Raw genomic sequence first — 23,569 nt, forward strand, 5'->3', positions numbered from 1 at the left:
TTATTCACCGAAATCGACGACAGGAGTCCAAAAGCATTTGCAGTGGGGTAGCTCGCCGGGTAAACCTCGCTGTCCGGTTTTCTCGTCAATGATTGGAGGGTTGTCTAAATCAAACTCAGTACCATCAAGTTTAAGTTTGTGTAGCTTTCGGGGTTCAGCGCTACCGCCTGAGTGGTGCCAAATCCCCTTGCGTATACCGGCTGACTTTGCACGCTCAAGGTTCGACGCGGTTGTGATTTTCCGCGTCTGATCTTCTGCAATAAACTTCGCCCTCTTTTCCGTCACCCCGCCAATATCCTTTATCTCATCAAATATCGTCTTAGCCCCTTCACCAGACTGGCTGACGGAGCGTAAGGCCGCGTTTTCGATTCGAGAATGGAATTGCTGAGGTATGGATTTAATGAGGGCTACGTTTTCAGCGGTTGCCGCGATGATTTTGTCTTTCATCGCATCCGGCATATCTGGCGTCTTGATGGTTAACCCGCCGGATAGTTCTTTTAGTGACTGATTCAGACTACGTTTGGCGCTGCTATCAACTTGAGAAATAAATTTGTTTGCAAGACTGACTGACCGTTTACTGAATATTGATAACCACTTTCGCCGTAGCTTACTCAACAATATTCGGGTCTGGCTGGCTATGCTCGCATCTGTCGTGATAACGCCTATGTCCTTTTCGAGTTGCTTAAATTCCTTTTCGTAATCCTTTGTCATGTCACTAACAAGTTTAGCCAGACCTGCCTGATATCGGGCTTTAACGGGTGCCGGATAGTGAAGCGGTTCCCCCTTCATTACGGCTTTCCGTTGTGTCGCCCAGCGCTCCCTCTTCGGTTTCAGGCGTATATTCTTCGCCATAATCGCTCCCCTCTGGATCGTCTGTTTCTTCCGGCTGCTCTAGCCCGAAATAGCTGGATTCCTTATCCGTTGATATCTTCTGGAAAATAATCTCCCCGTCGATTGCGCCCGTATTGGCGTATATCTGATCGGTTTGAGCTTTCTTCAATTCGATATCGGCATACTCCGCCGCAGTTGGGCTATCCAGTGGACGCCATGTAATACCGACTTCAATATCCTTCACGCCAGCATTACGTAATGAAATGCTGTGATGACGGTTCACAAATTCGTCCAAATCATTGAGCTGTATGCTCTCCAGAACTTCCCGATAACTTGCCGCCTCATAGTCCCCCGTTGAGTTAAACCCTTTTGGTGTGGTTTCAATGAGCTTTGTTGCAGGCACGTTAGCGGATGCAGCTACCAACTGGTATTGCGTCATGATGGTGGCATCGAGATCGGCCAGTGAAGTATCGAACTGATTTACGGTGTCGGCGCTATCCGTTACCTGTACCCCATAGTTATCACGCATGTTCATAAAATAGGCCATATTCTCCATTACGATATCGTTATCCGACGTCTCCATGTTTGCCATGCCTATTGTTAACAGACGTTTCGTCATCGCTAATTGAGGCGCTTCATTAGCCGTACGCTCAGCTGCATACACGCGCTCATAAATACGCTCAGGAACCGACACGCCGAAATAGTTATATTGAGGCTTTAGAACATCCGGTACCGGGTAGGGAATATATTTAATTAAATGCGTTTTGTGATATCGGCGACCACCTAACATGTAATAGGTCGGCTCATAGAATTCCTTTGATGCAGGGTCTTGAATATTCTCTGCTATCAAGTCCGGAGTTACCCATTGTGGATCAACTTGGCTAATCCCCCGGTAAGAACCCGGCGTGACACCATCAATGTTAAAGGGCTTCTCGTAGTATTCAGGGTCGGTCGAGTCGATAATAAACAACGCGACACGCCCACCATACACACGCCCGAAGTGAATAAGCTCACGCATGGCCGCATTGATTTTTCGCTTCTTATCCGCCTTTTTCAGTAGTTCAATAGCGTCGTTATCATCACAATCAATTTCATACCCCTGACGGATAGCATCACGCGCGGGCATATTGCAGGCCTTCTCAACCAGCCAATGCCGGGCGATGACTGCGCACATGTTGTACCCGATAAAGGACTGGCTGGCATACCAACACGCTTGCGCCTCCGGAACGCCGAAAAACGGATTGCCCTTAAAGCTGGGTACCGTGCCATCAATGGAGTCCATAGCGACACCGGCGATTGTGGGTTGCTCCAGTTCCAGACCGGAAAAACCCTTATCTTTTGTCAGACTCTTATAGTAATCCGTTGTAAATGCCGACACCGGCGGGGGTGCTGGCTGTGTTTTTTTCTTACGATTAAACCAGCTCATTAGTGCCTCTTTGTTGTGAAGAAACCGCCACGCTTCTGATATAAATCACGTAGCGCCTGCGTCATGGCATCAACAACGTCATCATTAGCCGCAGCAGGGAACGTAGTAATTTCCTCCACCGCATCTTTTATCCACGGCGCGGTTTCAGGGTGTGGTAACCAAACGTTACCCGCTTCCCACTCTGCCGTAACTGCATGCGCACGGGCTATTTTGCTACCATCCGGCTCTACTGGTATTAACCCCGGCACGGTGCTTTTTAGCGAATCAATGACCGCGGGGCCGTTTGCCTTATCTTCGACCAGCTTTCTACGGCCTTCGGGATAATCCTCATACATTCGCTTAACAGCGCTCTTCGTTGCGGTAAAACTCATCCTCTCCCGAACCTGGTGAAGTAAGTACGCATTAGCACCGGCCTTGCCCCATACCTGACCGACCACATAGTCGGTACCGTCGGTATCCTTGAAAGTCATATCCCAACTGTGAATAACCTTGTCGAACTTCTTCGGCAAATCTTTCGGAAGGTAATATTTAACCCAACTTTCTTTAAATATCGTTTCACCCTGCGGTACTGGCGATTGCTGATATATGGCTGACCAGAAGTAACTACCCAGTGTCGCTTTAGTTTCCAGTAGCTTGTCGATTGGATGTAACTCAGGTACCAACGCTCCACCGGCCTTGTTAATAGCCGGAAACGAAAGCACCTTTGCGCGTCCGTTGGAACTAATAATTTTTCCGGACAGGTCATCAGTGGCCCAGCGAGTAGCCATAATGATTTCACCGCTATTCTTTGACAGGCGCGTTTTGAAAGTAGAAACATACCAATCCCATACGCCTTTTTTAATCGTTGGACTTAGTGCCTCTTTGGCGTTCTTTATCGGGTCGTCGATAATGCCAAGATCAACTTTTTTACCCGTCAACGGACCACCGACGCCCTGAGAAATATAGGTACCCTTTCGCCCTACAATTTCGAACGTTTCAGAATTCCGTTTTGCCTCAACGTCAATCGTTACAACTCGCTTGGCATTAAGCGCGGATTTCGGAAATAGTATCTTGTACTCGTCCGACATCATGATCCGCTGGACATCACGGTTCATATCGCTGGCTAAGTCTTTAGCATAAGACAGGCCCGCGGTGCGTAAGTCTGGGTAGTTACCAAAAACATATGCTGGCAGGTACCTAGAGACAATATCCGATTTACCGTGCTGTGGTGGTGCGGCCAGAATCAGAACCGGTCTTGCTCCTTCAGCCATTTTAATGATGAAGTCATCTAATGCAGCGCAAACCGCCTTGGAAAAATCACTAACAATATATTCGGGGTTTATGTACTGAATAAACGCGTGGAGATTGCCCCTGGCTTCTCGGCGACGTAACAGTTCTGTTGCGGCATCTTCACGACTTATTTGTGATGATTGCTGCAAGTTGGTCATCTGTTAATTCAGCGGCGTTTACGACCTGTATTGGTCCGCCTTCTGCTCCGGTTAGTTCATTTTTAACGTTATCTCTAAACGCCTGAACACTGATATGTTTACCCAGTAATTCAAGATTCTTGACTTTGTCAGGCCATTTTATTTTTTTAAGTATCCCGACCATTTCCCGATCGTCACCACGACCTTCGAACATTTCAGCCATATCGAAACCACTGAGATATCGCCGCCAAACAGATGGCCACTCAGACACGTTTTTTATACTCATGTCTTCGTGCAAGATGTCTGCTACATCCATGTTGTCAATTTCATACAGACGCAACAGCACATAGTTAGCGTCTATGTCTAATGTCTTAACCCGATCGCTTTTGAGTATATTTATTCTTTCAAGTACATCAGGTTCCTGTAGTAAACAAGGGCCTTTGCTGTATGCTGTTTTGGGGCTATACCCCGCACGAATAGCCGCCGGCCCGGCTTTTAAATCAATAATGTATTCGTGGCAAAACAGCTCTTTACGTGCCGGGAGCTTTTTTACCTTGTCCATGTTGTTACCTTAATTCTTCTATCTTCTCAATTGCAGATAGTTGGTTATTACACTGCTCGATAACGGCGAAAAGCTCGGCAATATAACCGGGATACTCACCGTAATGTTGAACATGGTAATCAGGTACCAAGCAGGGTTTAAACAGGCTATTTGGTACCGGTAGCGGCGACGTTGACTTCTCCGGCGCGTTCACGCAACCGTTTAGTAACAGCATCAGGCACAGGAACGCTAAAGCACTTGCTGTTGGCCTGCGCTGCGACAAGCTGTTTTTGCAGCTCTTTGGCCCGACTATCACTAGCCTGCTTTTGTTCTGCGACTCCATCCATGACCTCTTGAATCTGTATATATTGCGTTCTGATTCTGGCTGAGTAGGCCCGTTCTTCTGCCAGTGCTACCACTGCCTGTTGCTTCTCATTCCTGAGCTGATTGAGCTGATGATTCAACCAGCGGCAATAGAGCAGCAATACAACAATGCATAACGACGCTAATGCAGCGGTAATCCATTTATTGGCAAAACTCATGACAAAAATAACTCGCGTTCAGCCTGGCGACGATTATAAAGGCCCTGCATAAACTTATTATTGGCATACACCCAACGAGTGAACTGGTCAGCGGCAGAGTGGAAGTTACCCTCATTAAGACGCTTCAGAAGTGTTGAGCCTTTTAGTGCGTTGCTTCCCAAGTTAAAAGCAAAGGAGACAAGCGCATCAAACTGATTCTGATTAATTGAAACCTTAACCAGTCTTGATACTTCGGCTTCAAATAGCTTGAGGTCATCTTTCAAAAACTCCTCTGCTTCTAGTTCCGATATCTTATCGCCCTGTTTTACGTCTTCGGTATGCCCGTAACCGATAGTCCACGGTTTCCCGCCAGTTGCCGGATCGGGGTATGCTTTTAATTCCAGCCCTTCAAACTGCTTAATCAGGTCTATACCTTTTTGACTAGTTATCATCACCTGCCAGCCTCTTAATCCGGTTAATCAGTATCTTTTCCAAGACTTTAATCAGCTCTGCACCAGCCCAACCAGCAACGCCAGCGACACCACCTGCTACTTCCGGGTCCCATTTGTAATAGTTAGCTGCCAGCACCACCATTGCACCAGCGAATATTGATATCAGTACCTGTAGTGTCAGTGTTTTAAAGCTGAACTCCTGCCCGTTCAATACTCGATGCGCATAACTGGCCATTGCACCAAAGAGCGTCATCAGTGCGGCAATCAGTGTCGTTTCATTTTTCCAAGGCATACGCATTTGCACCTCCATTGGAAGTGTCCGTGTTTAGTTAATAGGGTTAGCCCTCAGTCGTTTTCTGATAGATGAGGGTGTGTTGGTTTTGACGGAGCTAGAATGTAGGAAAGCCCCAACGATTAGGTCGGGGCTTTGATTTCAGAGTAATTAAGCAGCTATTCGACGGATATTGTTAATCTGTGCCCTAAGCTCGTTAGAGCCTGTTCTATCGTGTCTATCTTGGTCGTGTGGTAAACATCAAGAAGCTGTTTTACATTTTGTTTTTTAATACCAACGCGCCGCCCCAGTTCTGAGCGGCTAACGCCTGAGTTAACCATCGCATTAAGCAAGAGAATTTTAGCAGCCACACTAGCCGGAACATCAATATAGTGCTCTGACTCAATATCGCTTGGTAACGGGATCTCTTTACTCTCATCCTCAAAATACATAGAGAACGCAGTTAATAACGCGTCATAGGCCATGAATTTAGCATCAGCCAAATCATCGCCACATGTGAGCGCTTCCGGTATATCAGGGAACGATACAAAAAGGCTTGTACCGTCTGGCTCTATATTTACTGGATATCGCATATTGTGCAATGAAATCCGGTGGTTCAGGAACCAGCCCCGAAAGGCTGGTTAGTTATTTGAGATTTAACTGCTTTAAAATCGCTTTCCTTAGCTTTTCGTTAATCTCTTTGCTTGGGTGCCTTGGCATTGCGCTTCGTCCGTTTGGTCCTAGTAGTATTAAGTGGTTTGTTCCGTTCTTAACAACTACACCCTGGGACTCAAGATACCGCCTGAACTCACTTTGTTTCACTTACTCCCCTTGTTTGTTGAACATGGGATTATAGTAATATTTTTATATTACCCAGTCAACATAAAAAGTAATATTTTTTCATTACCTTTTAATTGTATTAAGTAGGTCGAGTCCCCTCGGGATAAATGCACCTTTTTGAAGGCTATTTAACATAATGGATCTTACACGCCCCATCAAAAATAGGTTCATGTAAAATGCGGGGCTCAGGCCCTGAAATTCTAAGTTATCTAACCAGAATCGTGATGATTGTCGTTATAACATTTCTGTAACAAATTGCGGGTATTGTGGTTCAACCCGATCAACAGGCAAACGGTCTGTTTTTGACAGTTTTACATTTTCGATAGACCAGAAACACGAAAGCCCCGCATCCGAAGAGGGGGAGGCTTTAAAATTGAGGTCATAAAATTAAATCATAATTCTAGATGCTAGAAGATTAGCATAGGTTTTTGTGCGCACGCAAGAGGTACGGGTAAAATAACCTCAGGATCCATATTCAACTGGATCCCTTGTACCACCAAACACCCCTCCAAAAACTCCTCAGAAGCGCGGAGCGATGTTCGGACACCAAACATAGGCAAGCACATTATCTCCGCGATTTGTCGCAATGAGCGGCCACCTATGAAGCGTAAACCTAAGATCAGAATATCTTCCTCGCTGCGAACAGTGCTCATATGCGCGACGCAGGTATCAATCACCAGCCCGTCTTCGTCAGAACACACAGGCTTACCGGATGTCGGTTTACATCCCGGAATAACCGACAGCGCGGGCCAGTCAACCAGCGAGCAATATTCCTCACTCTCAGCCCATCGCCCCCACCGTTCTAGCACACTTTGCATATCTCGACGCATTAGTCTGGCCTCTACGTTTTGCTACTACTGGAATTTTAGTTACCCATAAACCCAGGTGATGGTTTGTCCTAGATATCGATAAGTGCTGCTTCCATGTCGCATAATCTTAAACCTCAACTTTTCTCAACTTTGTAAAAATTTACGTAATCGCTTTTGACACAGTGCCTGACACACCTATTCTTAGGTACTGTGTCAGCCTGCAAGCCGCGCCTTTACTGTGTTTAATACCGTTTTTGAAGCAGTGACACACTAAAACGCCTAAAACCCTATATACGTGTATGTGTGCGTGACATGTATACATATACTTTTATTCCTATACCCTTTAATTAGTTATTTAGTGTGTCACTGTGTCTTTTCTTTTTTATTTACTGATTTATCTATATTTTTAATGACACACCGCCTTGTTTTTACTGTGTCATTCACTGTGTCACTGTGTCATTCCTAAAAACCACTTTGTAATTTTTCGCAGGTTTCCAGCGCCGTTTTAATGTCGTTGTTACTTAACTTGTTATTTTTTACCAATAACCAAGGGCGAACCTGTACCCCGTTAACCCGCGGTTGATACGTTAGCCACTGCGCCGGGCTGTTCTGCAGTACCTTTTTTGCAACGCCTTCGTCTAAAATAAAGTCAATCCCTCCACGTTGGCGTAGCTCATAAAAAATTTGGTGTTGGGCCATCGCGGGGTATGGGGGATCGGATAGCAGCTCTAATAACAGCTTTTCGGTATCAGTTTGGTTACTTTCGATCATTTCTCGACGTGCTGGAGTATCAAAAGAGCGCTTCCAATTGAATGATGAGAGGTCCATTTGAATTAAATAGCTGTACACCTGCGCTAAAAACGTATGGACGTTTAAGGCACCATACAGGCGGTCGTAATACTTAGCGTTCTTAGGTTCGTCGGGACCTGAAAATACGTTTATCCGCCGGTCTTCTTGCGGAATGACCAGGGCGTCAGTGTGGTTGGTCATCATGAAAAAATTGGTGAAAACATCGATAGTGCCTTTGGCCCCGTATTTAAGGTTCACCTCCAGCCGCTTCTCTGTCAGTATGCTGCGGATACTCGCGTTAATAGAAAACCGGTTTTTACCCCCTTCTTTCGACTCTTCTACGCTACATATAAGCGATTGATTAAGACAGTTACCAAAACTACCGGTAGCCAAGTCCTTCAACTCGGTTTTGGTACAATTCCATGCACCGAGTAGCGCTTCCATCAATTCCACAATCCACCCGCGGCCCGTGCCTTGAGTCTTGGCCACCAGCAACGGAGTAACCTTACAACGGGTTTCAGGGCGCTGTAGCGTAAACGCCATCCACTGAATGAACCAATTGCGTTCGACCTCAACCGGCAGGATATAGGCCATGTGATCGAGGAAAACGCCGAGCTGGTCGATACTATCGGTTAGCGTAAACTCGGGCATGTAAAAAGTATTTATCCAGTTCAGCCCGTAAGTATCCGTAATCAGCCGTTCTTGACCAGGTAGGTACTTACTCCCCCTTGCCGTTTTACGTAGAGGGTGAGATAACCATTTATTGCTTACTGCGACATCGACAAAGGTTTTACCCTTCGCCTCTACGATCTGGATGTTGGCGGTAGTGCGGGAAAACTCGGTGTATTTCAGGACTCCGTGCTGTGGGGGAAGTAATAAATCGCAAACTAGATCCCCCTCAGCTATCTGAATATATCTTGCTAAGAAGTGGCCTACTTTATCGGTTTCCAGCGCGGGGATATCCTGCTCTTCCGATATGGCCACAGGTTCCAGATCGTCAAAGTCATCATTACGAAAACCTATTTGATTCAGATAATCGCCATCGTTACGATGCGCACAACTGGCATGTAGGCATTTGAAATGGCCTAATTCGAAACCCGCCGTACCGGCAGGAAAATAAACGGTAGAGGTAGGATCCGATAACCCGCTATGTCCATCCTCAAACGGACAAGTTATATAGCGTTCACCATTGGCGCCGTAATCCAGCGTCCAATTACTGGCATCCAGATATTCAGATACTTCGTCAGTGGCATTAGGTGTATAAGTGCTTCGGTCACGTAAACGGCCTATACCGTCTTCGGTCGAGGACACCACAGGCAGTCCTTCCGCCAGCGCAGACCAGAAGATCTCTAACTGTTCTGGTGTGATAACCGCGGGCTCATCAGGTAAACCGCCATCCCACTCAATACGGGCACCACTTGGATGGGTACCCGCTATAACAGCCTGCCGACCGTCCGCCAGTAACTCAATAATGCCGTTATCAGCACTCAACTTGTGAATACGTCTACGGTATTCACCCGGTACCGCCAACAAGTAAAGACACCTATTACTATTCACTCGGTACCGACGCGGTGGTAGTTCTCCAAAATGAGTAAATAATAATGCTCGTACCGCATCCTGAATATCAGGCGATTCGCTATCACAATCCAACGCTAACCAACCTTTCCCCATACGAGAGCAGATACCGTAATCCCTCTCTTGGCTCCAGCGTTCAATGTTGGCATCGCTTATTTCGCGTTTAGCCCAGTTGGTCAGGCCAACAACGTGACGGTTGCCGTTGTACTGGCTTGGGGTTTTACCTAAAGCCTTTAGTTTACTGTCAGGAGATAGCGCCGCATCGGGGTTACATACGACGGGTAGCAGGTCATGAGTACGCCCTAATACCAAATCGAAATGAAACCATTCCTCAGGTGTCGCCCCCCATTGGTTGATCTGCGACATGGGCTACGCCTTCTTCGCGTCAGTTATTCGTTCTGAGTAAAGCTCTTCCAACGCTCTGACAGTAGAAAACCTCGGGTCTGTGTGGACTCCTGTAAGCATTCGGCTAACAGAAGACTGCTGAACCCCTATATTCTCCGCAATCTGGTGTTGGGTGTAACCTGCATCAACCAGGCTTTTGACCATTTCCTGCGGTGTTAATCCAGACATTATTAGTCCTCCAGTAATATTTCAGGAATCTAATTTATACGAAAACGGATTGATCATCAATACAGTAAAGCGATAACACTTTGGATTACAATATCCGATAACGCATAATCATCCCTTCCAACTTACTGCAAGGATGAAACTACATGATTGATACCAGCGACATACTGTCTCAAAACATCAAATATCTAATGGTCAAAGCCCGAATAAACTCCATAACTGAGCTTGCGCGTCGGCTACAAATAAATCAGCCTACACTACATAGACTAGTTTCTGGGGAGGTCAAAGACCCTAAGTACGCCACACTTAAGCAGATAGCTGAATACTTTCAGGTGTCCCCTATTGACCTCGCCGAGAAAAAGCTACATGAGCTGGATGAGGGGCACGAACTCCCTCCCGAGGCTTATATTTCCCTCCAGTTTAATAAAGTACCGGTTCTAGGAAATACTCAGCTAGGTGTTGGGGGTTTATGGAGCGATACGCCTTATTCCGTGGGAAGTAGCGACGGCTTCATTTACTGGCCTACAAAAGACGTAGATGCATATGCACTTAAGTGCGTGGGGGATTCAATGATGCCACGTATTAAAGAGGGGGAATTTGTGATCGTAGAACCAAACCACAGCTACAACTCAGGGGATGAAGTGCTTGTAGTCACCCAAGACGGGGAGGTTATGGTTAAAACTTTTTTATTTGAGCGAGATGGGCTTCTCCACTTAATGTCCGTCAACGAGGACCATCCACCAGTCAGAGTATCCCGTGAAAGTGTCGAAAAGGTACACTATGTCGCCGGCATAGCTAAATCCGCACTACGCATGTACTAACCCCACTTAAGTTCCCCTCTAAGAAAACCGTTCCTCGCCTGAGCGGTTTTCTTATTCGCAAAATAATACATTTACGCATTGACATGAAATCCCATTACGCATATAAATACGCCATCGCATAATTTATTCTTTTTTGCGATTTAAATTTTACATAAAAACACCTTCCCATAGGTGAAGACAGCGAGCACGAATTGTTTGCATAGATGGGATAGCCGGACAGTGGGCAATAAACGTAGCTGGGCTCAGGGCGGGAACATGATGTTCTTCGACGAACAGGGCGACTAACGCGGTAGGTAGCACTATCAGGGTTAGCAATCTGAGTAACAATGAATTTATAACAGAAGGTCTTGGTATCAGGGCCTTCGATTATAAAAACCCAACACATAACTTCGCCCTGCATCCACAGGGCTTTTTTATATATGAAAAGGTCATCCCGCAAATGAAACCCGAAAACTTCCACAGGTTAACCGGTAAGGATGTACTTCGTTACCGACGGAAACGCACATTTGATTTAGTCACTTTTCTGGCCTACGCCACCGCAGCCGGCCTGATGGTGTCCATTCTACTTATCACCGTAAGGACTCTCTAATGCAAATCACTAAAGAACAAGTTAAGTCTTGGGACGCCTGCGCCTCTGGTTATCGTTGGTTCCTTGAAAGATTTCCCCAAGGCGGTGCATACGCTGATGTTCATCAAGCCCTGACAAAAGACAAACGCTTTGACGATGCGTCTTGGTTAGTTAACCAGATGTACGACACCTTCCTAAACGAGCCGGGCTTCGTTAAAGCCGAAACTGACGCAACAGACTTACAGGTCGAATATTTGAACAGTATGGAACACCCAACCGATCAGACCGAAGGAGAGATTAGCTCTGGCGACGACGCCCAAATCGGCAGCTCTGGCTACAACGCCCAAATCGGCAGCTCTGGCTACAACGCCCGAATCGGCAGCTCCGGTGACGGGGCGCGAATCGGTAGCTCCGGTGTCAGGGCGCGAATCGGTAGCTCCGGTGTCAGGGCGCAAATCGGTAGCTCCGGTGACGGGGCGCAAATCGGTAGCTCCGGTGACGGGGCGCGAATCGGTAGCTCCGGTGACGGGGCGCAAATCGGTAGCTCCGGTGTCAGGGCGCAAATCGGTAGCTCCGGTGACGGGGCGCAAATCGGTAGCTCCGGTGACGGGGCGCGAATCGGTAGCTCCGGTGACGGGGCGCAAATCGGTAGCTCCGGTGACGGGGCGCGAATCGGTAGCTCCGGTGACGGGGCGCGAATCGGTAGCTCCGGTGTCAGGGCGCAAATCGGTAGCTCCGGTGACGGGGCGCAAATCGGTAGCTCCGGTGACGGGGCGCGAATCAACGCTACTGGAGAAAATGCAGTAGTTGCAGCAGCAGGATCTGTTTCACGCATCGTGTTAGGTGAAGGTGGTTGCGCGGCTATTCCGTACAACGACGGCGACCGCATTCGTTTTGCAGTCGCCTATGTCGGTGAAAACGGCATTACGGCCAACACCCCGTATTACATCAACGACGAAGGCCAATTCGTTCAAATTGAGGAATAAGACATGAGCTTAGAATTAGCTATTACCGAAAATACCGAAGTTATGCGCCAACTCATCGCGGTAATGCAAAACGCCGGTAGTACAGGAGGTTTTACCCCGAACGAAAAGCCTGAACCTAAAAAGGATGAAGTTACCGATGTAACTATCGAGGCTGAAAGTAATAAAAAACAAGATATCGAAGCGTTAGACCGCGCAAAAATTATTGCTCTTGCACTTCTGTATGGCGAGAACACTACCGACCTAACCGCCGAAAAGCTAGCCGCCGTAGATGCGTTCGTCACAGCCGAAAGCGGTAGCGAGCTTTCGGAAAAGTCAGACGATCTGTATATGGCTTTAGCGGGAGTAGAAGCCTCCAAGCACTTACACAAACCGGTATTGCTCGACCTATGTATCCAGATGTTTAAGTACTGGGATGCAATTCCGGATATAGCATCCCGACGTGCGTACGCGGATTTATTACTCCGTACCCCGCAAGATGAGCGTTCAAGCGTTAAGCCTAAAGTGAAAAAGGCCGATAAAGTAAATAAGGAGGTTAAGGAAGATAAACCTCCAGTCGCAGACACCTCCGTAACCACTACCGAAGAAGATCCTAAAGCCATTTTTGATACCGCCTCCGCTTTAATTCTTAAACTGGCCAAAGGAGGGTACCGTAGTGAAGCCGTGGAAATTCTGGCCACGTTCGGCGCGACTAAGTTAGGTCAAGTCCCCGCGGATAAATTGCCAGAGGTTATTACACTGGCTGAAAAAGCGTTGGAGGGGTAATCATGCCAGACTCACACGCAAAATTATCACCCTCTTCCGCCCATCGGTGGATGCGCTGTGAGGGAAGCCTAGCATTAGAAGCGGGTTGCGAAGACAAAAGATCCCCCTTCGCCGTTGAAGGTACCGCCGCACATGCGTTGGCTGAAATGGTATTAAGTAACCGGTTAAACCCCTTGCTGTTAGGGATTGAGCTAACAGGAGGGCAACAAGCATCTGATTACCTTGGTACATACCCGTTAGGTGAACCTAATACTCCCAAAGTTGATCAGGAAATGGCCGAATTTGTTCAGGTCTATGTCGATACCGTTTGGGCTCTGGCACAAGGACATGAGCTCCTTATCGAGCAACGTGTCGATTTCTCCAGCGTGGTTGATGTACCCGATCAGTTCGGTACTGCGGACGCCATCATTATCAAAGGTACTGAACTACAGGTTCACGACTTGAAATTTGGTAGAGGGGTAAAAGTTGATGCCGAAGAGAATGAACAGCTCCAACTTTACGCCCTTGGCGCTCTCGAAGAGTTCAGTCTGATTTATGATTTCGAAACTGTTCGAATGTTCATCCACCAGCCTCGCCTCTATCACGTATCCGAATGGGTCATATCTGTTGCAGAGTTAAGAGCCTTTGGAGAACGTGCAAAAGAGGCTGCGACCAAGGCAACTATCGCAGTGGCAATTGTTGAGTGCGAAGGGGTAAATTCATTACCGGCGGATGCATTCACTCCGGGTGAAAAACAATGTTGGTTCTGTAAGGCTAAGGCGTCATGTGATGCTTTAAAGCAACACAACCTGAACACCGCTAAAGGCGATTTTGTCGACCTGACCCAACCATTAGCACCACAGTTGGAAGGTATAAAGGAACAGGTCGGTACCCACGATAACACCAAATTAGGGGAATTATTGGGCCAACTCGACTTAATCGAAAGTTGGTGTAGCGCGGTTCGAGCTAAAGCCAATAATGAACTCAATCAGGGGTACTCAGTACCAGGCTACAAATTAGTTACCGGTAAGCAAGGTAACCGAGCCTGGAGCAATGAAGAAGTTGCCAAAGCCCTGTTAAAAGACCAGTTCCGATACAAAAATGAAGAGGTCTATAACTTCAAACTAATCAGTCCAACCCAGGCGGAAAAACTGATTAAGAAAGCCAGCCCCCGCCGCTGGCCAAAAGTGGAAGCTCTTATCTCACGTGCCGAAGGTAAAAACACCCTGGTACCGGAATCCGATCCACGCCCTGCAGTCATTATTAACCCTGTAAACGACTTTGACGATATCGAAGCCGCAGAATCCCTCATTTAATTAAAAGGTATAAATCATGAAAGTAAAATTAAACAACGTCCGTATGGCCTTCCCTGCTTTGTTCGAACCAAAAACAGTAAACGGTGAAGGTGAACCTCGTTTTAGCGCTGCGTTTATCTTTGCGCCTGACCATCCTTGTGTTGCTGACATTGAGGCAGCCATCGAGCAAGTAGCGAAAGAAAAATGGGGACCTAAAGCGGAGGGCGTCCTTAAATCCCTACGTACCGGTTTAAAGGTCTGCTTACACAACGGTGATGAAAAATCCGAGTACGAAGGTTACCCCGGCAATATGTTCATTTCTGCCAGTAATAAAGCCCGCCCTTTAGTTGTCGATCGTGACCGTTCAGTGCTAACCGCGGCAGACGGTAAACCCTACGCAGGCTGCTACGTTAACGTATCTCTGGATATTTGGGCGATGGATAACAACTTCGGCAAACGTATTAATGCCTCACTTGGCGGTGTTCAGTTCCTACGTGATGGCGATGCATTCGCCGGCGGTGGCGTAGCGTCAGAAGACGAGTTTGACGATGTAAGCGAAGGCGCGGACGCAGAGTCTTTAGTTTAACTAATACCCCCGCCACCGCGCGGGGAAGTTTTTTTAAAGGATGTAAACATAATGAGCTGGGCCGAAGATGAAGGAATCGACGCCTACGATTGGGAAGATTTAGAAGCGTACGAGCGTCAACAAAAACACGGGCAGGTATCGTCACCCGATGAATTTGAAGATTTAGACACTCAAGAATAACGCACCAATCACTCTGCCCCTGTGGGGAGTTTTTTTTTGGAGACCTAAATAAATGTCACAGGTTATTTTAACGAAAGATTTTAAAGAACAAATCATACGAAATGCGTTAACTAAGGCGGGTATTGCTCAAAGAAAATCCGCATTACGCGCAGCCCGAGTTGTGTGGGCCGAACGAGTACGCATCGCGGCTATAGGAGGCCAGGATGTGGAAAATGCAGTTAAAGCAGGTTTGAAGAAAATAGAAGCGCTGGCAAATAAATTCCCTGAAGCGCTCAGAGCTAATGATATGCCGATAAATATAGACACGGATATTAAGCTAAACCTTGCAGGTTCTAGGGTATATGCATATTTCAACGGAAACTATACCAGCTACGAACGGAATTCCCCTAAGCACGTGTCTAAAATCACACCGAAGGAATTCACCTTGCTTGCGGATGATCCATTAGTAACGGAGTTCTACAGCTTCGATGCGCTCTACAAACAGATCAGCGACGAAGAAGACACCATCCGTCAAAACGTCATCGCGGCGCTGGATAAGGTAAGAACCCTTAAACGGTTGCTGGAAATATGGCCAGAAGCAAAAGAGCTGCTTCCCGAAAGCGCCCCTAAAGCGCCGTTACCCCCAGCGATACGCAGGGAAGCTCTCAACGAAATGATTGGCTTACCTTCTGACTAACCCCCCCCGTCTAAATTCACCACCCGGCCGTCACGCCGGGTGTTTTGCAAAGAGGGCTACCCGAATTAAAGGATCTCCCCATGTATCAAAAACTCTGGTTCGACTCCGAAACTTTTTGCGAAGTACCTATAAAAAATGGCACCCACGCGTATGCGGAACAAGTCGAAGTGATGATTATCACTTATGCCTTAGACGATGAGCCGGTTAAAACATGGGATGTCACCAGAGGCAAACCAATGCCTGCAGATTTAAAAGCTGCATTAGCCAATGAAACGATACTTATCTACGCTCAGAACTCGCATTTTGATAGAACGGTGATGCGTCATGCTATGCCTAATGTTATCGCGGGGGGCGTTGAGCGTTGGCGGGATACAATGGTTAAGGCGCTAGCGCATGGTCTTCCTGGCGGGCTTGGTATTCTGTGTGAGGTACTGAACATTGATCAGGACAAAGCCAAGGATAAGGAAGGTAAAGCCTTAATACAGCTATTCTGCAAACTCCGTCCTAAAAACTCAGTTATCAGGCGGGCCACCAGCAAAACCCACCCGGAAGAATGGCGCCGGTTTTTATCGTACGCAGGGCTAGATATTGAAGCAATGCGGGCGATTGATAGGAAATTGCCTAACTGGAACTATCAAGGGGTGGAACTGGCGCTATGGCATCGCGACCAGCAGATTAACGATCGTGGTGTATGTGTCGATGTTCAACTCGCCCAGGCAGCTATCGAAGCAGTAGAGATCGAACAGAAGCGGTTAGCAAAACGTACGCAGGATATTACCAACGACGAAGTACAGGCCGCCACCCAACGTGACGCACTGTTAAAACATATCGCCAGTTCCTTTGGTATAGAGCTGCCAGATATGCAAAAAAGCACATTGGAGCGCAGGATTAACGATCCTGATATCCCGATCGGTTTGCGTGAACTTCTTATTATCCGGCTGCAAGCCAGCACAACCAGCACCAGCAAATATAAAACGTTAGTGAAAGGCGTTAGCGAAGATGGGCGATTGAGAGGAACTCTTCAATTTTGTGGCGCCAGCAGGACTGGACGCTGGGCGGGCAGATTATTCCAGCCTCAGAACTTGCCTAGACCGACGCTACCACAACAAGTTATTGATGAAGGTATCGAAGCGCTAAAAGCGGGATGTGCTGATCTGCTTTACGATGATGTGATGCAACTCACCAGCTCCGCCCTACGCGGCTGCATTATGGCCCCTCCGGGTAAAAAGCTAGTTATATCTGACCTTTCCAATATCGAGGGCCGAGTGCTTGCTTGGTTGGCGGGTGAGGAATGGAAGTTACAGGCTTTTCGTGATTACGACGCGGGCACCGGCCCTGATCTCTATAAACTGGCCTATGCGCGGGCATTTAATATATCACCTGACGAAGTAACTAAAGACCAACGACAGATCGGTAAAGTGATGGAGTTAGGTCTTGGTTATGGAGGCGGCGTGGCGGCATTTTTAACATTCGCGCTTACTTATGGCTTAGATCTCGATGCGCTGGCCGATGCTGCGCTACCTAATATTTCACTAGATATTCAGCGAGAAGCCCAACGCTGGTACAAAGCCTCGGTTGAACAAAAAAAGACGTATGGTCTATCTCAACGGGTATTCATTACCTGCGATTCACTTAAACGTATGTGGCGTAACGCGCACCCTGAAACAACATCGTTTTGGTATGACTTAGAGAACGCCGTAAAACGTGCCATTGCCTCACCTGGTAATACTTTCGTTTGTCGTAAGTTGAAGGTACGCCGGGATAAGGCTTGGTTACGTGTAGTTCTTCCATCCGGTCGTGCGCTCTGCTACCCCGCCCCGCGGGTAGACAACGGCCAGATAAGCTATATGGGCGTAAACCCTTACTCACGTAAATGGCAACGTCTGAAAACCTATAGCGGAAAGCTAGCGGAGAACGCGACTCAGGCAGCCGCGCGGGATGTTCTAGCCGGTAATATGCCGTTGGTCGAAGATAACGGTTACCTCATTAACCTTACCGTACACGATGAAATCATCGCCGAAGCGCCGGACACCTCGGATTACTCACATCAACACCTTAGTGAATTACTCGCTAATAACCCTGCATGGGCTTTAGACCTTCCGCTTAATGCTGGCGGGTTTGAAACACAACACTATAGAAAAGAGTAAGTTATGACACAAAATGACGCTAAGAAGCTATTCGTCTACGAACAGCTTACGGGAATGCTGCGTCGTATGGGTGGACGTAAACCCTATCCCTGGCACGGAACCGGAAAGGATAGAAGGTATTTGGCAACAAGTATCGGTACTAAAACCTACTACCTGCACCAGTTGGTCTGGTTATACCACCATGGCTACATTCCAAAAATGATTGACCACATAAACCGTAATCCCCGCGATTGCAGGATAGAAAACCTAAGACCCTGCACAAACGCACAAAACCAATACAACATTGCCAAACGAGGGCACAACACTTCCGGGTTTAAGGGGGTTGTATTTCACCCTCGATGTTCGCGAAAACCGTGGCAGGCAAAAATCGTTGTTCGGGGCAAAGTGAAAAGCCTCGGATATTACCCAACAAAAGAACAGGCAGCGGAAGCGTACGCAAAAGGCGCTAGTTTTTACGCTAAAGAATTTGCCAGTTTCTAACTGAGATAACTTCCATGACATTTAAATATCATGACAGCCCCCTGTATTTTCGGGCTGCGCGGGATGCTGCGCAAATTGAACGTGAAGGCGATTATCAACGTGCCGCCAAGGTGTGGATTAAAGCGCTGCGATTATCCCGCAGTGCGGATAACCAATTGTGGTGCGAACGGCGATCTGATTTCTGTTTATCTCAAATCCCGCGGGAAAAACTGAAAGAGGCGATTGCTGATGGCTTACACCCGTGAAAGCACAATAGAAAAAAACCTCGTTAAACAGGTTAAAGCCGCTGGCGGGATAGCCTTTAAGTTCGTATCACCGGGGCGTCGTTCAGTACCAGATCGGATCGTGATATTGCCGGGCGGTCGCGTGGTTTTTGTTGAATGCAAAGCACCAGGACAAAACCCACGGCCTGAGCAAGAACGGGAACACAAACGGCTTAGGTCTCTCGGCGTTAACGTAGTGGTTTTAGATAGTAATAATCTGGAGGGCATATTGTGACTACAAAAGCTAAAACCCGCGAAGAATGGCTGCATAACGCAATATTGTTACTCGACCCCATTTTTGAAAATTTAGGCGCCCCACTCCCCGCAAAAATATGTGTGGCAATTGGCTTTCCATCAGGAGGGCTTCGGGGGAAATCAGTTGGTGAGTGTTGGGATCCTAGCGTATCCCGTGATGGTTGTTACGAAATATTTATACGACCAGATTACGAGTACCCAGAACCACGCGAGAATTACGATATTCAAATTCTTGCGACCTTAGTACATGAGTTAATCCATGCGGCTTTAGGCCTCAAAGAAGGCCATGGCACCCGATTTAGGAGGATGGCTAAAACGTTATGTTTAGAGGGTAAACCCACAGCTACCTACGCCGGCGAATCATTCTCGGAATTCATCAAACCTATCGTAGAAAAGATCGGCACGATGCCTCATGCGTTAATGCTCACGGATAAAGATACGAGTAAATCATCCCGCCCTAAGAAGCAGAAAGCTCGATATTTAAAATGTATCTGCTCGGAATGCGGCTACACCGTCCGCGCGGTACGTAAATGGTTAGATATCGGCGCACCGCATTGCCCTTTACATGGTGAAATGGGATTACAAGAATAACAAAGGAATATCCTATGACTAAAACGTGTTCTATTTACGGCTGCACAGCCCCCGTTCATGCCAAAAGTCGATGTAATAAACACTATCACGAGCTCAAGAAAGAACGAAAAATGAAGCCCTGTGCATGTGGTTGTGGTGAATTGACAGCATACCGTTTTAAACATGGGCACCACACTCGCCTTTTTAGTCGCGAAGAACAGGCTCGTCGTGGCCAACTGAACACCGGCGATAAACTACGCGATTCAGGTGTAAGAGACAGCTACCGGAAAGTAGGACAGCGCCACGAACATCGAGTAGTCGCAGAAATAAAAATAGGTCGCCCGTTAACTGCTAACGAAATCGTCCATCATATCAATGGTAACAAAAGGGATAATCGCCCCGAAAATTTAGAAGTGATGACGCAGAGCGAGCACATCAAGTTACACCATGTTGAAATGTTGGCAACACGTAAAGCTATTCGGGGGTACTGACGTGGCAAAGAAATATACCCCAAGAGCCTATCAGGAATTGATCACAACGTTCCTCATCGACAACCCTCGCTGCAATGTGTGGGCTGGTATGGGGATGGGCAAAAGTTTAGCAACGCTTACCACCTTAGAAGATCTCTATATGTGTGGTGAAGAAACACGCCCCGCGTTAGTACTTGCTCCGCTTCGAGTTGCGCGATCGACATGGCCGGATGAAGTCGAAAAATGGAACCACCTTCGTAATATCGAAATGCAGCCCATAGTTGGCACGGTAAAGGAACGGCTTGCCGCCCTGCAGAATACCAACGCGAGCGTGTACACGACTAACTACGATAATTTGGTTTGGCTTGTAGAAACACTGGGCGACCGCTGGCCCTTTGCTACCGTAATCGCGGATGAAAGCACCAGACTAAAATCTTTTCGCTTGCGGCAAGGGGGCAAACGTGCGGCGGCGCTGGCTAAAGTCGCTCATAAACACGTTCATCGATGGGTAAATTTAACCGGTACACCAGCACCTAACGGCCTAGTTGATCTATGGGGGCAGGCTTGGTTTGTCGATCAAGGCCAACGCTTAGGCCGCACATTTGGCGCATTCACTTCGCGCTGGTTTAACAGCATCCAAATACCGGGGCAGCAGTGGTCGAAGCTGGAGCCCTTTCCGTTTGCCCAAGAGCAGATGCAGTCAGCCTTGACAGACGTCACTATTTCTTTAGATGCGGCGGATTGGTTCGATATTGAAGAACCGATCCATAACGTGATGAAGGTTCAGATACCCCCAAAAGCCCGCCAGCAATACCAAGACATGGAAAAACAGATGTTTTTGGAATTGGACGGGATGGACATCGAAGCGCAGAACGCCGCGGCTAAAACGGTTAAGTGCCTGCAACTGGCCAGCGGCGCAATCTATACCGATGACAAAGGTACCTGGTCAGAAATTCATGACGCAAAAATACAGGCTTTAGAGAGCATCCTTAATGAATCGGGCGGAATGCCGGTGTTAGTTGCTTATCACTTCAAAAGTGACCTGGCTCGACTGCTAAAGGCATTCCCTAAGGGTAAACAGCTCGATTCAGATCCGCAGACTTTACGCGACTGGAACGCGGGAAAGATACCGGTTTTATTCGCACATCCTGCCAGCGCCGGCCACGGATTGAACCTGCAAGACGGCGGCAACATTCTTGCGTTTTTCTCTCACTGGTGGGATTTAGAGCAGTACCAACAAATTATTGAACGTATCGGCCCAACCCGACAAATACAGGCGGGACATAACAGGCCGGTATGGATACATCACATTATTGCCGCAGACACGGTAGACGAACTCGTTATGCAGCGGCGCAACTCAAAACGCGAAGTGCAAGATATCTTGCTCGAGGCTATGAAAAGTAAGGGCTTAAAATGAGCATTCAACAAGAAAAAGACGACGATTTATTAACCCCGGAAGAAGCGTGCGCACTGTTGGGCGGGATAACAACTAAAACGTTAAGAGATTGGAATAACAAACACCGGCACCGGTCGGTCTTAGCCCCGATCCGGTTTACACATAAAGTAGTACGATATGAGCGCCGTAATGTTCAGGCGTTTAAAGAGAAATGCCGGGGGCAATACTAGCCCCTCTTTTTACGTATCAACGCAGCCTGCGTCAGTATGCTGGCCTCATGCGCTTCGAAAGCCGTCCGCTTCAACGCCATTTCTTCCTGCAGTATCTCATCCGAAAAATCATAATGTTCCGCCATCGGATCCGGCCGCTTATCTGAGTGGTGCATGCACAAAAGACTTATTTCCCGTGTATCTGACCGTGAATAGCCTTTCGCCCTCATCTGCGCGATGACATTACTTTTCATAAATTTCCGGCACATGGTATTAAATGCACCCTCACGACCTTTAACCGTACCATCGTGCCGGATCCCTTTAACTGCATTCTCCGGGCTGTATGTTTTTACCAGCTTATCCAGAGATCTTTTAGCAAACGGTTGTTTAGGGTTACGCGGCTGTAAAAACACAAAATCCTTGTTACATCCTTCCACCGAATCCCGCCAATCTTTCTGCTCTTCTAATATTTTTTTCATTGCAGTCGTTACCGGTAGCCTAAACTCTTTTTGGGTTTTCATGGCTCCCCGCATGCCAATAACACCGGCAGGGTATACGATCTCGCGCATATCATCGCTCACATATTCCCACTTTAAATTTTCAATGTTTATAGGCCTAACTCCCGTCAGGATCATGAATCTAACTGCATTCTTTTGGTGGGGGGAAGTACAGGCGGCTACATTCAGCCAGAGCGTGGCTATAGATTCAATATCCGTAAACAGCCTGGTTGGTGCTGGCTTTTGTACTCTTGATGATACGTAGTCGTCCGGAACGCCGGCGGCAACATCACGTCCGTTACAGTATAATGGCGCCGCAAACTTCCAAACCCGCCGGAGTTCTGCAAACAATTCCAATACATGGTTATTCGATTTAGTCGCTATCCAACTATCAAGCACACAAATCAATTTGTTAAAAGTCACATCACTAAACGTATCCCGACCACTAAAGGCCAGTTGTATCTGCTTTACACGGCAAGCATACGTATCAAAACTATTCTGGCCTAACTTCTGACGTTGAACCTTAGCGGCTAAATTAGCGGTATACGCCTCCAGTACGCTATGAACGGAATCAGATGTTAACTCACCCCCCGCCATTTCCAGCGCCTTTTCCCTAGCTATAGGGATCGCAAGCTCGGGCCACTCCCCCAATTTCTTACCTTTCAACCCCATTTTTTTAGGGAATTCAGCATACAGAGTTACCTTACCGGCTTTACTGAAATCAATACGTAAATAACTATCCTTTTCATACTTAGATCGTCGAGGTTGGCCCAAGTGCGCTAATATTGTTTTCGCGGCAGTAACACAGACTCGCATGTGCGAACTAGTATACGGGGGCTTGCATGATTCCCAGCTATCCAATGCGGTTAAAAAAACATCATTATTGGGCTTTTTTAGGTTTTGTGTTACAGTGCGCGGCATCCTGATCCCCCGTGTTTATTGAGCCTTAAATTAAAGCTCGCACATGTAGGTTTTTAAAGGGTTGAAAAACGGTCTGTGTTGCGGTTTTGTGTTACTGATTTGAGTTTTTCAACGTTCAGGACACTGTATGACAATACAGTAAGTACGTAAAGGAGCGGGATGCGATAGAATGTTAATTCGCTGATATAGATAGGGTTTTTAGGTAAGTTATTGAAATGGCATTGTTAATAAAAAAGAGTTGTATCAATTGTGATATGTGCGAACCAGAATGCCCAAATCAGGCGATTGCTATGGGTGCTGAGATTTATGAAATAAATCCCGACCTTTGCACTGAATGTGTTGGTCACTATGATGAACCAACCTGCATGAAAGTCTGCCCGATTGATAACACCATCATTCATGATCCTGCACATAAAGAGAGTAATGAACAACTGTGGGATAAGTTTGTACTACTTCATCACTCAGATAAACTCTGAT

The 23,569-nt window shown here is 47.3% G+C and carries 29 protein-coding genes; 15 read left to right on the plus strand and 14 right to left on the minus strand.

All coding sequences use genetic code 11. From position 1 onward, the window contains the following. The 13 genes from GOL65_RS08145 to GOL65_RS08200 all read right to left on the minus strand — a co-directional run bounded on the left by GOL65_RS08145 (position 1) and on the right by GOL65_RS08200 (position 10,034). Positions 1–789 (minus strand): phage head morphogenesis protein, encoded by a 789-nt coding sequence (locus GOL65_RS08145; protein ID WP_228723073.1) that lies wholly within the window; start codon positions 787–789, stop codon positions 1–3. Beyond that, positions 752–2,257: a phage portal protein gene (locus tag GOL65_RS08150; protein WP_179038243.1), complete on the minus strand. Its 1,506-nt coding sequence runs from the start codon at positions 2,255–2,257 to the stop codon at positions 752–754. Before GOL65_RS08150 ends, GOL65_RS08145 begins: the two co-directional genes overlap by 38 nt. Then, positions 2,257–3,684 (minus strand): phage terminase large subunit, encoded by a 1,428-nt coding sequence (gene terL / locus GOL65_RS08155; RefSeq protein WP_179038244.1) that lies wholly within the window; start codon positions 3,682–3,684, stop codon positions 2,257–2,259. The genes GOL65_RS08150 and terL overlap by 1 nt, the downstream gene beginning before the upstream one ends. Beyond that, the gene (locus GOL65_RS08160; protein ID WP_179038245.1) at positions 3,647–4,225 is read right to left on the minus strand and encodes a terminase small subunit; all 579 of its coding nucleotides are present in this window, start codon (positions 4,223–4,225) and stop codon (positions 3,647–3,649) included. The genes terL and GOL65_RS08160 overlap by 38 nt, the downstream gene beginning before the upstream one ends. Positions 4,226–4,229: 4 nt before the next feature. Continuing rightward, positions 4,230–4,439, minus strand: a complete 210-nt coding sequence (lysC, locus tag GOL65_RS22635; RefSeq protein ID WP_456152036.1) for an Rz1-like lysis system protein LysC — start codon at positions 4,437–4,439, stop codon at positions 4,230–4,232. Then, on the minus strand, positions 4,372–4,746 hold the full coding sequence (locus GOL65_RS08165) for a hypothetical protein (RefSeq protein WP_179038246.1): 375 nt from the start codon (positions 4,744–4,746) through the stop codon (positions 4,372–4,374). The genes lysC and GOL65_RS08165 overlap by 68 nt, the downstream gene beginning before the upstream one ends. Continuing rightward, positions 4,743–5,177, minus strand: coding sequence for a lysozyme (locus GOL65_RS08170; protein ID WP_179038247.1), 435 nt, complete (start codon positions 5,175–5,177; stop codon positions 4,743–4,745). Before GOL65_RS08170 ends, GOL65_RS08165 begins: the two co-directional genes overlap by 4 nt. Then, entirely contained in the window at positions 5,167–5,475 is a 309-nt protein-coding gene (locus tag GOL65_RS08175) for a phage holin family protein (protein ID WP_179038248.1), read from the minus strand. Before GOL65_RS08175 ends, GOL65_RS08170 begins: the two co-directional genes overlap by 11 nt. A 152-nt stretch (positions 5,476–5,627) precedes the next feature. Then, the gene (locus GOL65_RS08180) at positions 5,628–6,041 is read right to left on the minus strand and encodes a type II toxin-antitoxin system HicB family antitoxin (RefSeq protein WP_179038249.1); all 414 of its coding nucleotides are present in this window, start codon (positions 6,039–6,041) and stop codon (positions 5,628–5,630) included. Positions 6,042–6,093: 52 nt separating this feature from the next. Continuing rightward, positions 6,094–6,270: a type II toxin-antitoxin system HicA family toxin gene (locus GOL65_RS08185; RefSeq protein ID WP_179038250.1), complete on the minus strand. Its 177-nt coding sequence runs from the start codon at positions 6,268–6,270 to the stop codon at positions 6,094–6,096. A gap of 425 nt (positions 6,271–6,695) precedes the next feature. Then, positions 6,696–7,118: an antiterminator Q family protein gene (locus GOL65_RS08190; RefSeq protein WP_179038251.1), complete on the minus strand. Its 423-nt coding sequence runs from the start codon at positions 7,116–7,118 to the stop codon at positions 6,696–6,698. A 441-nt stretch (positions 7,119–7,559) separates the two neighbouring features. Beyond that, the gene (locus GOL65_RS08195; RefSeq protein WP_179038252.1) at positions 7,560–9,827 is read right to left on the minus strand and encodes a DUF5906 domain-containing protein; all 2,268 of its coding nucleotides are present in this window, start codon (positions 9,825–9,827) and stop codon (positions 7,560–7,562) included. 3 nt (positions 9,828–9,830) lie between these two features. Beyond that, a complete protein-coding gene (locus GOL65_RS08200) occupies positions 9,831–10,034 on the minus strand; it encodes a helix-turn-helix transcriptional regulator (RefSeq protein ID WP_179038253.1) in 204 nt (67 codons plus the stop codon). A 143-nt stretch (positions 10,035–10,177) separates the two neighbouring features. On the opposite strand from GOL65_RS08200, the gene GOL65_RS08205 reads away from it, so the two are divergent. From GOL65_RS08205 to GOL65_RS08270, 14 genes are all read left to right on the plus strand, one after another. Continuing rightward, the gene (locus GOL65_RS08205; RefSeq protein ID WP_179038254.1) at positions 10,178–10,852 is read left to right on the plus strand and encodes a S24 family peptidase; all 675 of its coding nucleotides are present in this window, start codon (positions 10,178–10,180) and stop codon (positions 10,850–10,852) included. Positions 10,853–11,440: 588 nt separating this feature from the next. Next, entirely contained in the window at positions 11,441–12,406 is a 966-nt protein-coding gene (locus GOL65_RS22175; protein WP_228723074.1) for a hypothetical protein, read from the plus strand. Between the two features lie 3 nt (positions 12,407–12,409). Continuing rightward, complete coding sequence (locus GOL65_RS08220) at positions 12,410–13,168, plus strand: hypothetical protein (RefSeq protein ID WP_179038257.1); 759 nt, start codon at positions 12,410–12,412, stop codon at positions 13,166–13,168. Between the two features lie 2 nt (positions 13,169–13,170). Continuing rightward, positions 13,171–14,463, plus strand: a complete 1,293-nt coding sequence (locus GOL65_RS08225) for a DUF2800 domain-containing protein (protein WP_179038258.1) — start codon at positions 13,171–13,173, stop codon at positions 14,461–14,463. A gap of 16 nt (positions 14,464–14,479) precedes the next feature. Then, positions 14,480–15,028 carry a DUF2815 family protein gene (locus GOL65_RS08230; protein ID WP_179038259.1) on the plus strand — a complete coding sequence of 183 codons (549 nt, stop codon included), beginning with the start codon at positions 14,480–14,482 and terminating at the stop codon, positions 15,026–15,028. A gap of 51 nt (positions 15,029–15,079) precedes the next feature. After that, complete coding sequence (locus tag GOL65_RS22375) at positions 15,080–15,208, plus strand: hypothetical protein (RefSeq protein ID WP_267313816.1); 129 nt, start codon at positions 15,080–15,082, stop codon at positions 15,206–15,208. Between the two features lie 52 nt (positions 15,209–15,260). Next, positions 15,261–15,884 carry an Nmad5 family putative nucleotide modification protein gene (locus GOL65_RS08235; protein WP_179038260.1) on the plus strand — a complete coding sequence of 208 codons (624 nt, stop codon included), beginning with the start codon at positions 15,261–15,263 and terminating at the stop codon, positions 15,882–15,884. Positions 15,885–15,964: 80 nt separating this feature from the next. After that, on the plus strand, positions 15,965–18,031 hold the full coding sequence (locus GOL65_RS08240; RefSeq protein WP_179038261.1) for a DNA polymerase: 2,067 nt from the start codon (positions 15,965–15,967) through the stop codon (positions 18,029–18,031). A gap of 3 nt (positions 18,032–18,034) precedes the next feature. Then, positions 18,035–18,511 (plus strand): HNH endonuclease signature motif containing protein, encoded by a 477-nt coding sequence (locus tag GOL65_RS08245; protein ID WP_179038262.1) that lies wholly within the window; start codon positions 18,035–18,037, stop codon positions 18,509–18,511. A gap of 14 nt (positions 18,512–18,525) precedes the next feature. Then, on the plus strand, positions 18,526–18,756 hold the full coding sequence (locus tag GOL65_RS08250) for an ANR family transcriptional regulator (RefSeq protein ID WP_179038263.1): 231 nt from the start codon (positions 18,526–18,528) through the stop codon (positions 18,754–18,756). Beyond that, a complete protein-coding gene (locus GOL65_RS08255) occupies positions 18,740–19,009 on the plus strand; it encodes a PDDEXK family nuclease (protein ID WP_179038264.1) in 270 nt (89 codons plus the stop codon). Before GOL65_RS08250 ends, GOL65_RS08255 begins: the two co-directional genes overlap by 17 nt. After that, positions 19,006–19,620 carry a SprT family zinc-dependent metalloprotease gene (locus GOL65_RS08260; protein WP_179038265.1) on the plus strand — a complete coding sequence of 205 codons (615 nt, stop codon included), beginning with the start codon at positions 19,006–19,008 and terminating at the stop codon, positions 19,618–19,620. Before GOL65_RS08255 ends, GOL65_RS08260 begins: the two co-directional genes overlap by 4 nt. A gap of 14 nt (positions 19,621–19,634) precedes the next feature. Beyond that, entirely contained in the window at positions 19,635–20,090 is a 456-nt protein-coding gene (locus GOL65_RS08265) for an HNH endonuclease signature motif containing protein (RefSeq protein ID WP_228723075.1), read from the plus strand. Next, entirely contained in the window at positions 20,047–21,486 is a 1,440-nt protein-coding gene (locus GOL65_RS08270) for an SNF2-related protein (protein ID WP_407657468.1), read from the plus strand. The genes GOL65_RS08265 and GOL65_RS08270 overlap by 44 nt, the downstream gene beginning before the upstream one ends. 205 nt (positions 21,487–21,691) lie before the next feature. Here GOL65_RS08270 and GOL65_RS08275 read toward each other — a convergent pair whose 3' ends face one another. After that, the gene (locus tag GOL65_RS08275; RefSeq protein ID WP_179038267.1) at positions 21,692–23,092 is read right to left on the minus strand and encodes a tyrosine-type recombinase/integrase; all 1,401 of its coding nucleotides are present in this window, start codon (positions 23,090–23,092) and stop codon (positions 21,692–21,694) included. Positions 23,093–23,307: 215 nt separating this feature from the next. Between GOL65_RS08275 and GOL65_RS08280 the strand changes: the two genes are divergently transcribed. Beyond that, entirely contained in the window at positions 23,308–23,568 is a 261-nt protein-coding gene (locus tag GOL65_RS08280) for a YfhL family 4Fe-4S dicluster ferredoxin (RefSeq protein ID WP_179038268.1), read from the plus strand. Position 23,569 lies beyond the last annotated feature (1 nt).

Origin of the sequence: Limnobaculum xujianqingii (assembly GCF_013394855.1) — a bacterium.
GTDB lineage: Bacteria > Pseudomonadota > Gammaproteobacteria > Enterobacterales > Enterobacteriaceae > Limnobaculum > Limnobaculum xujianqingii.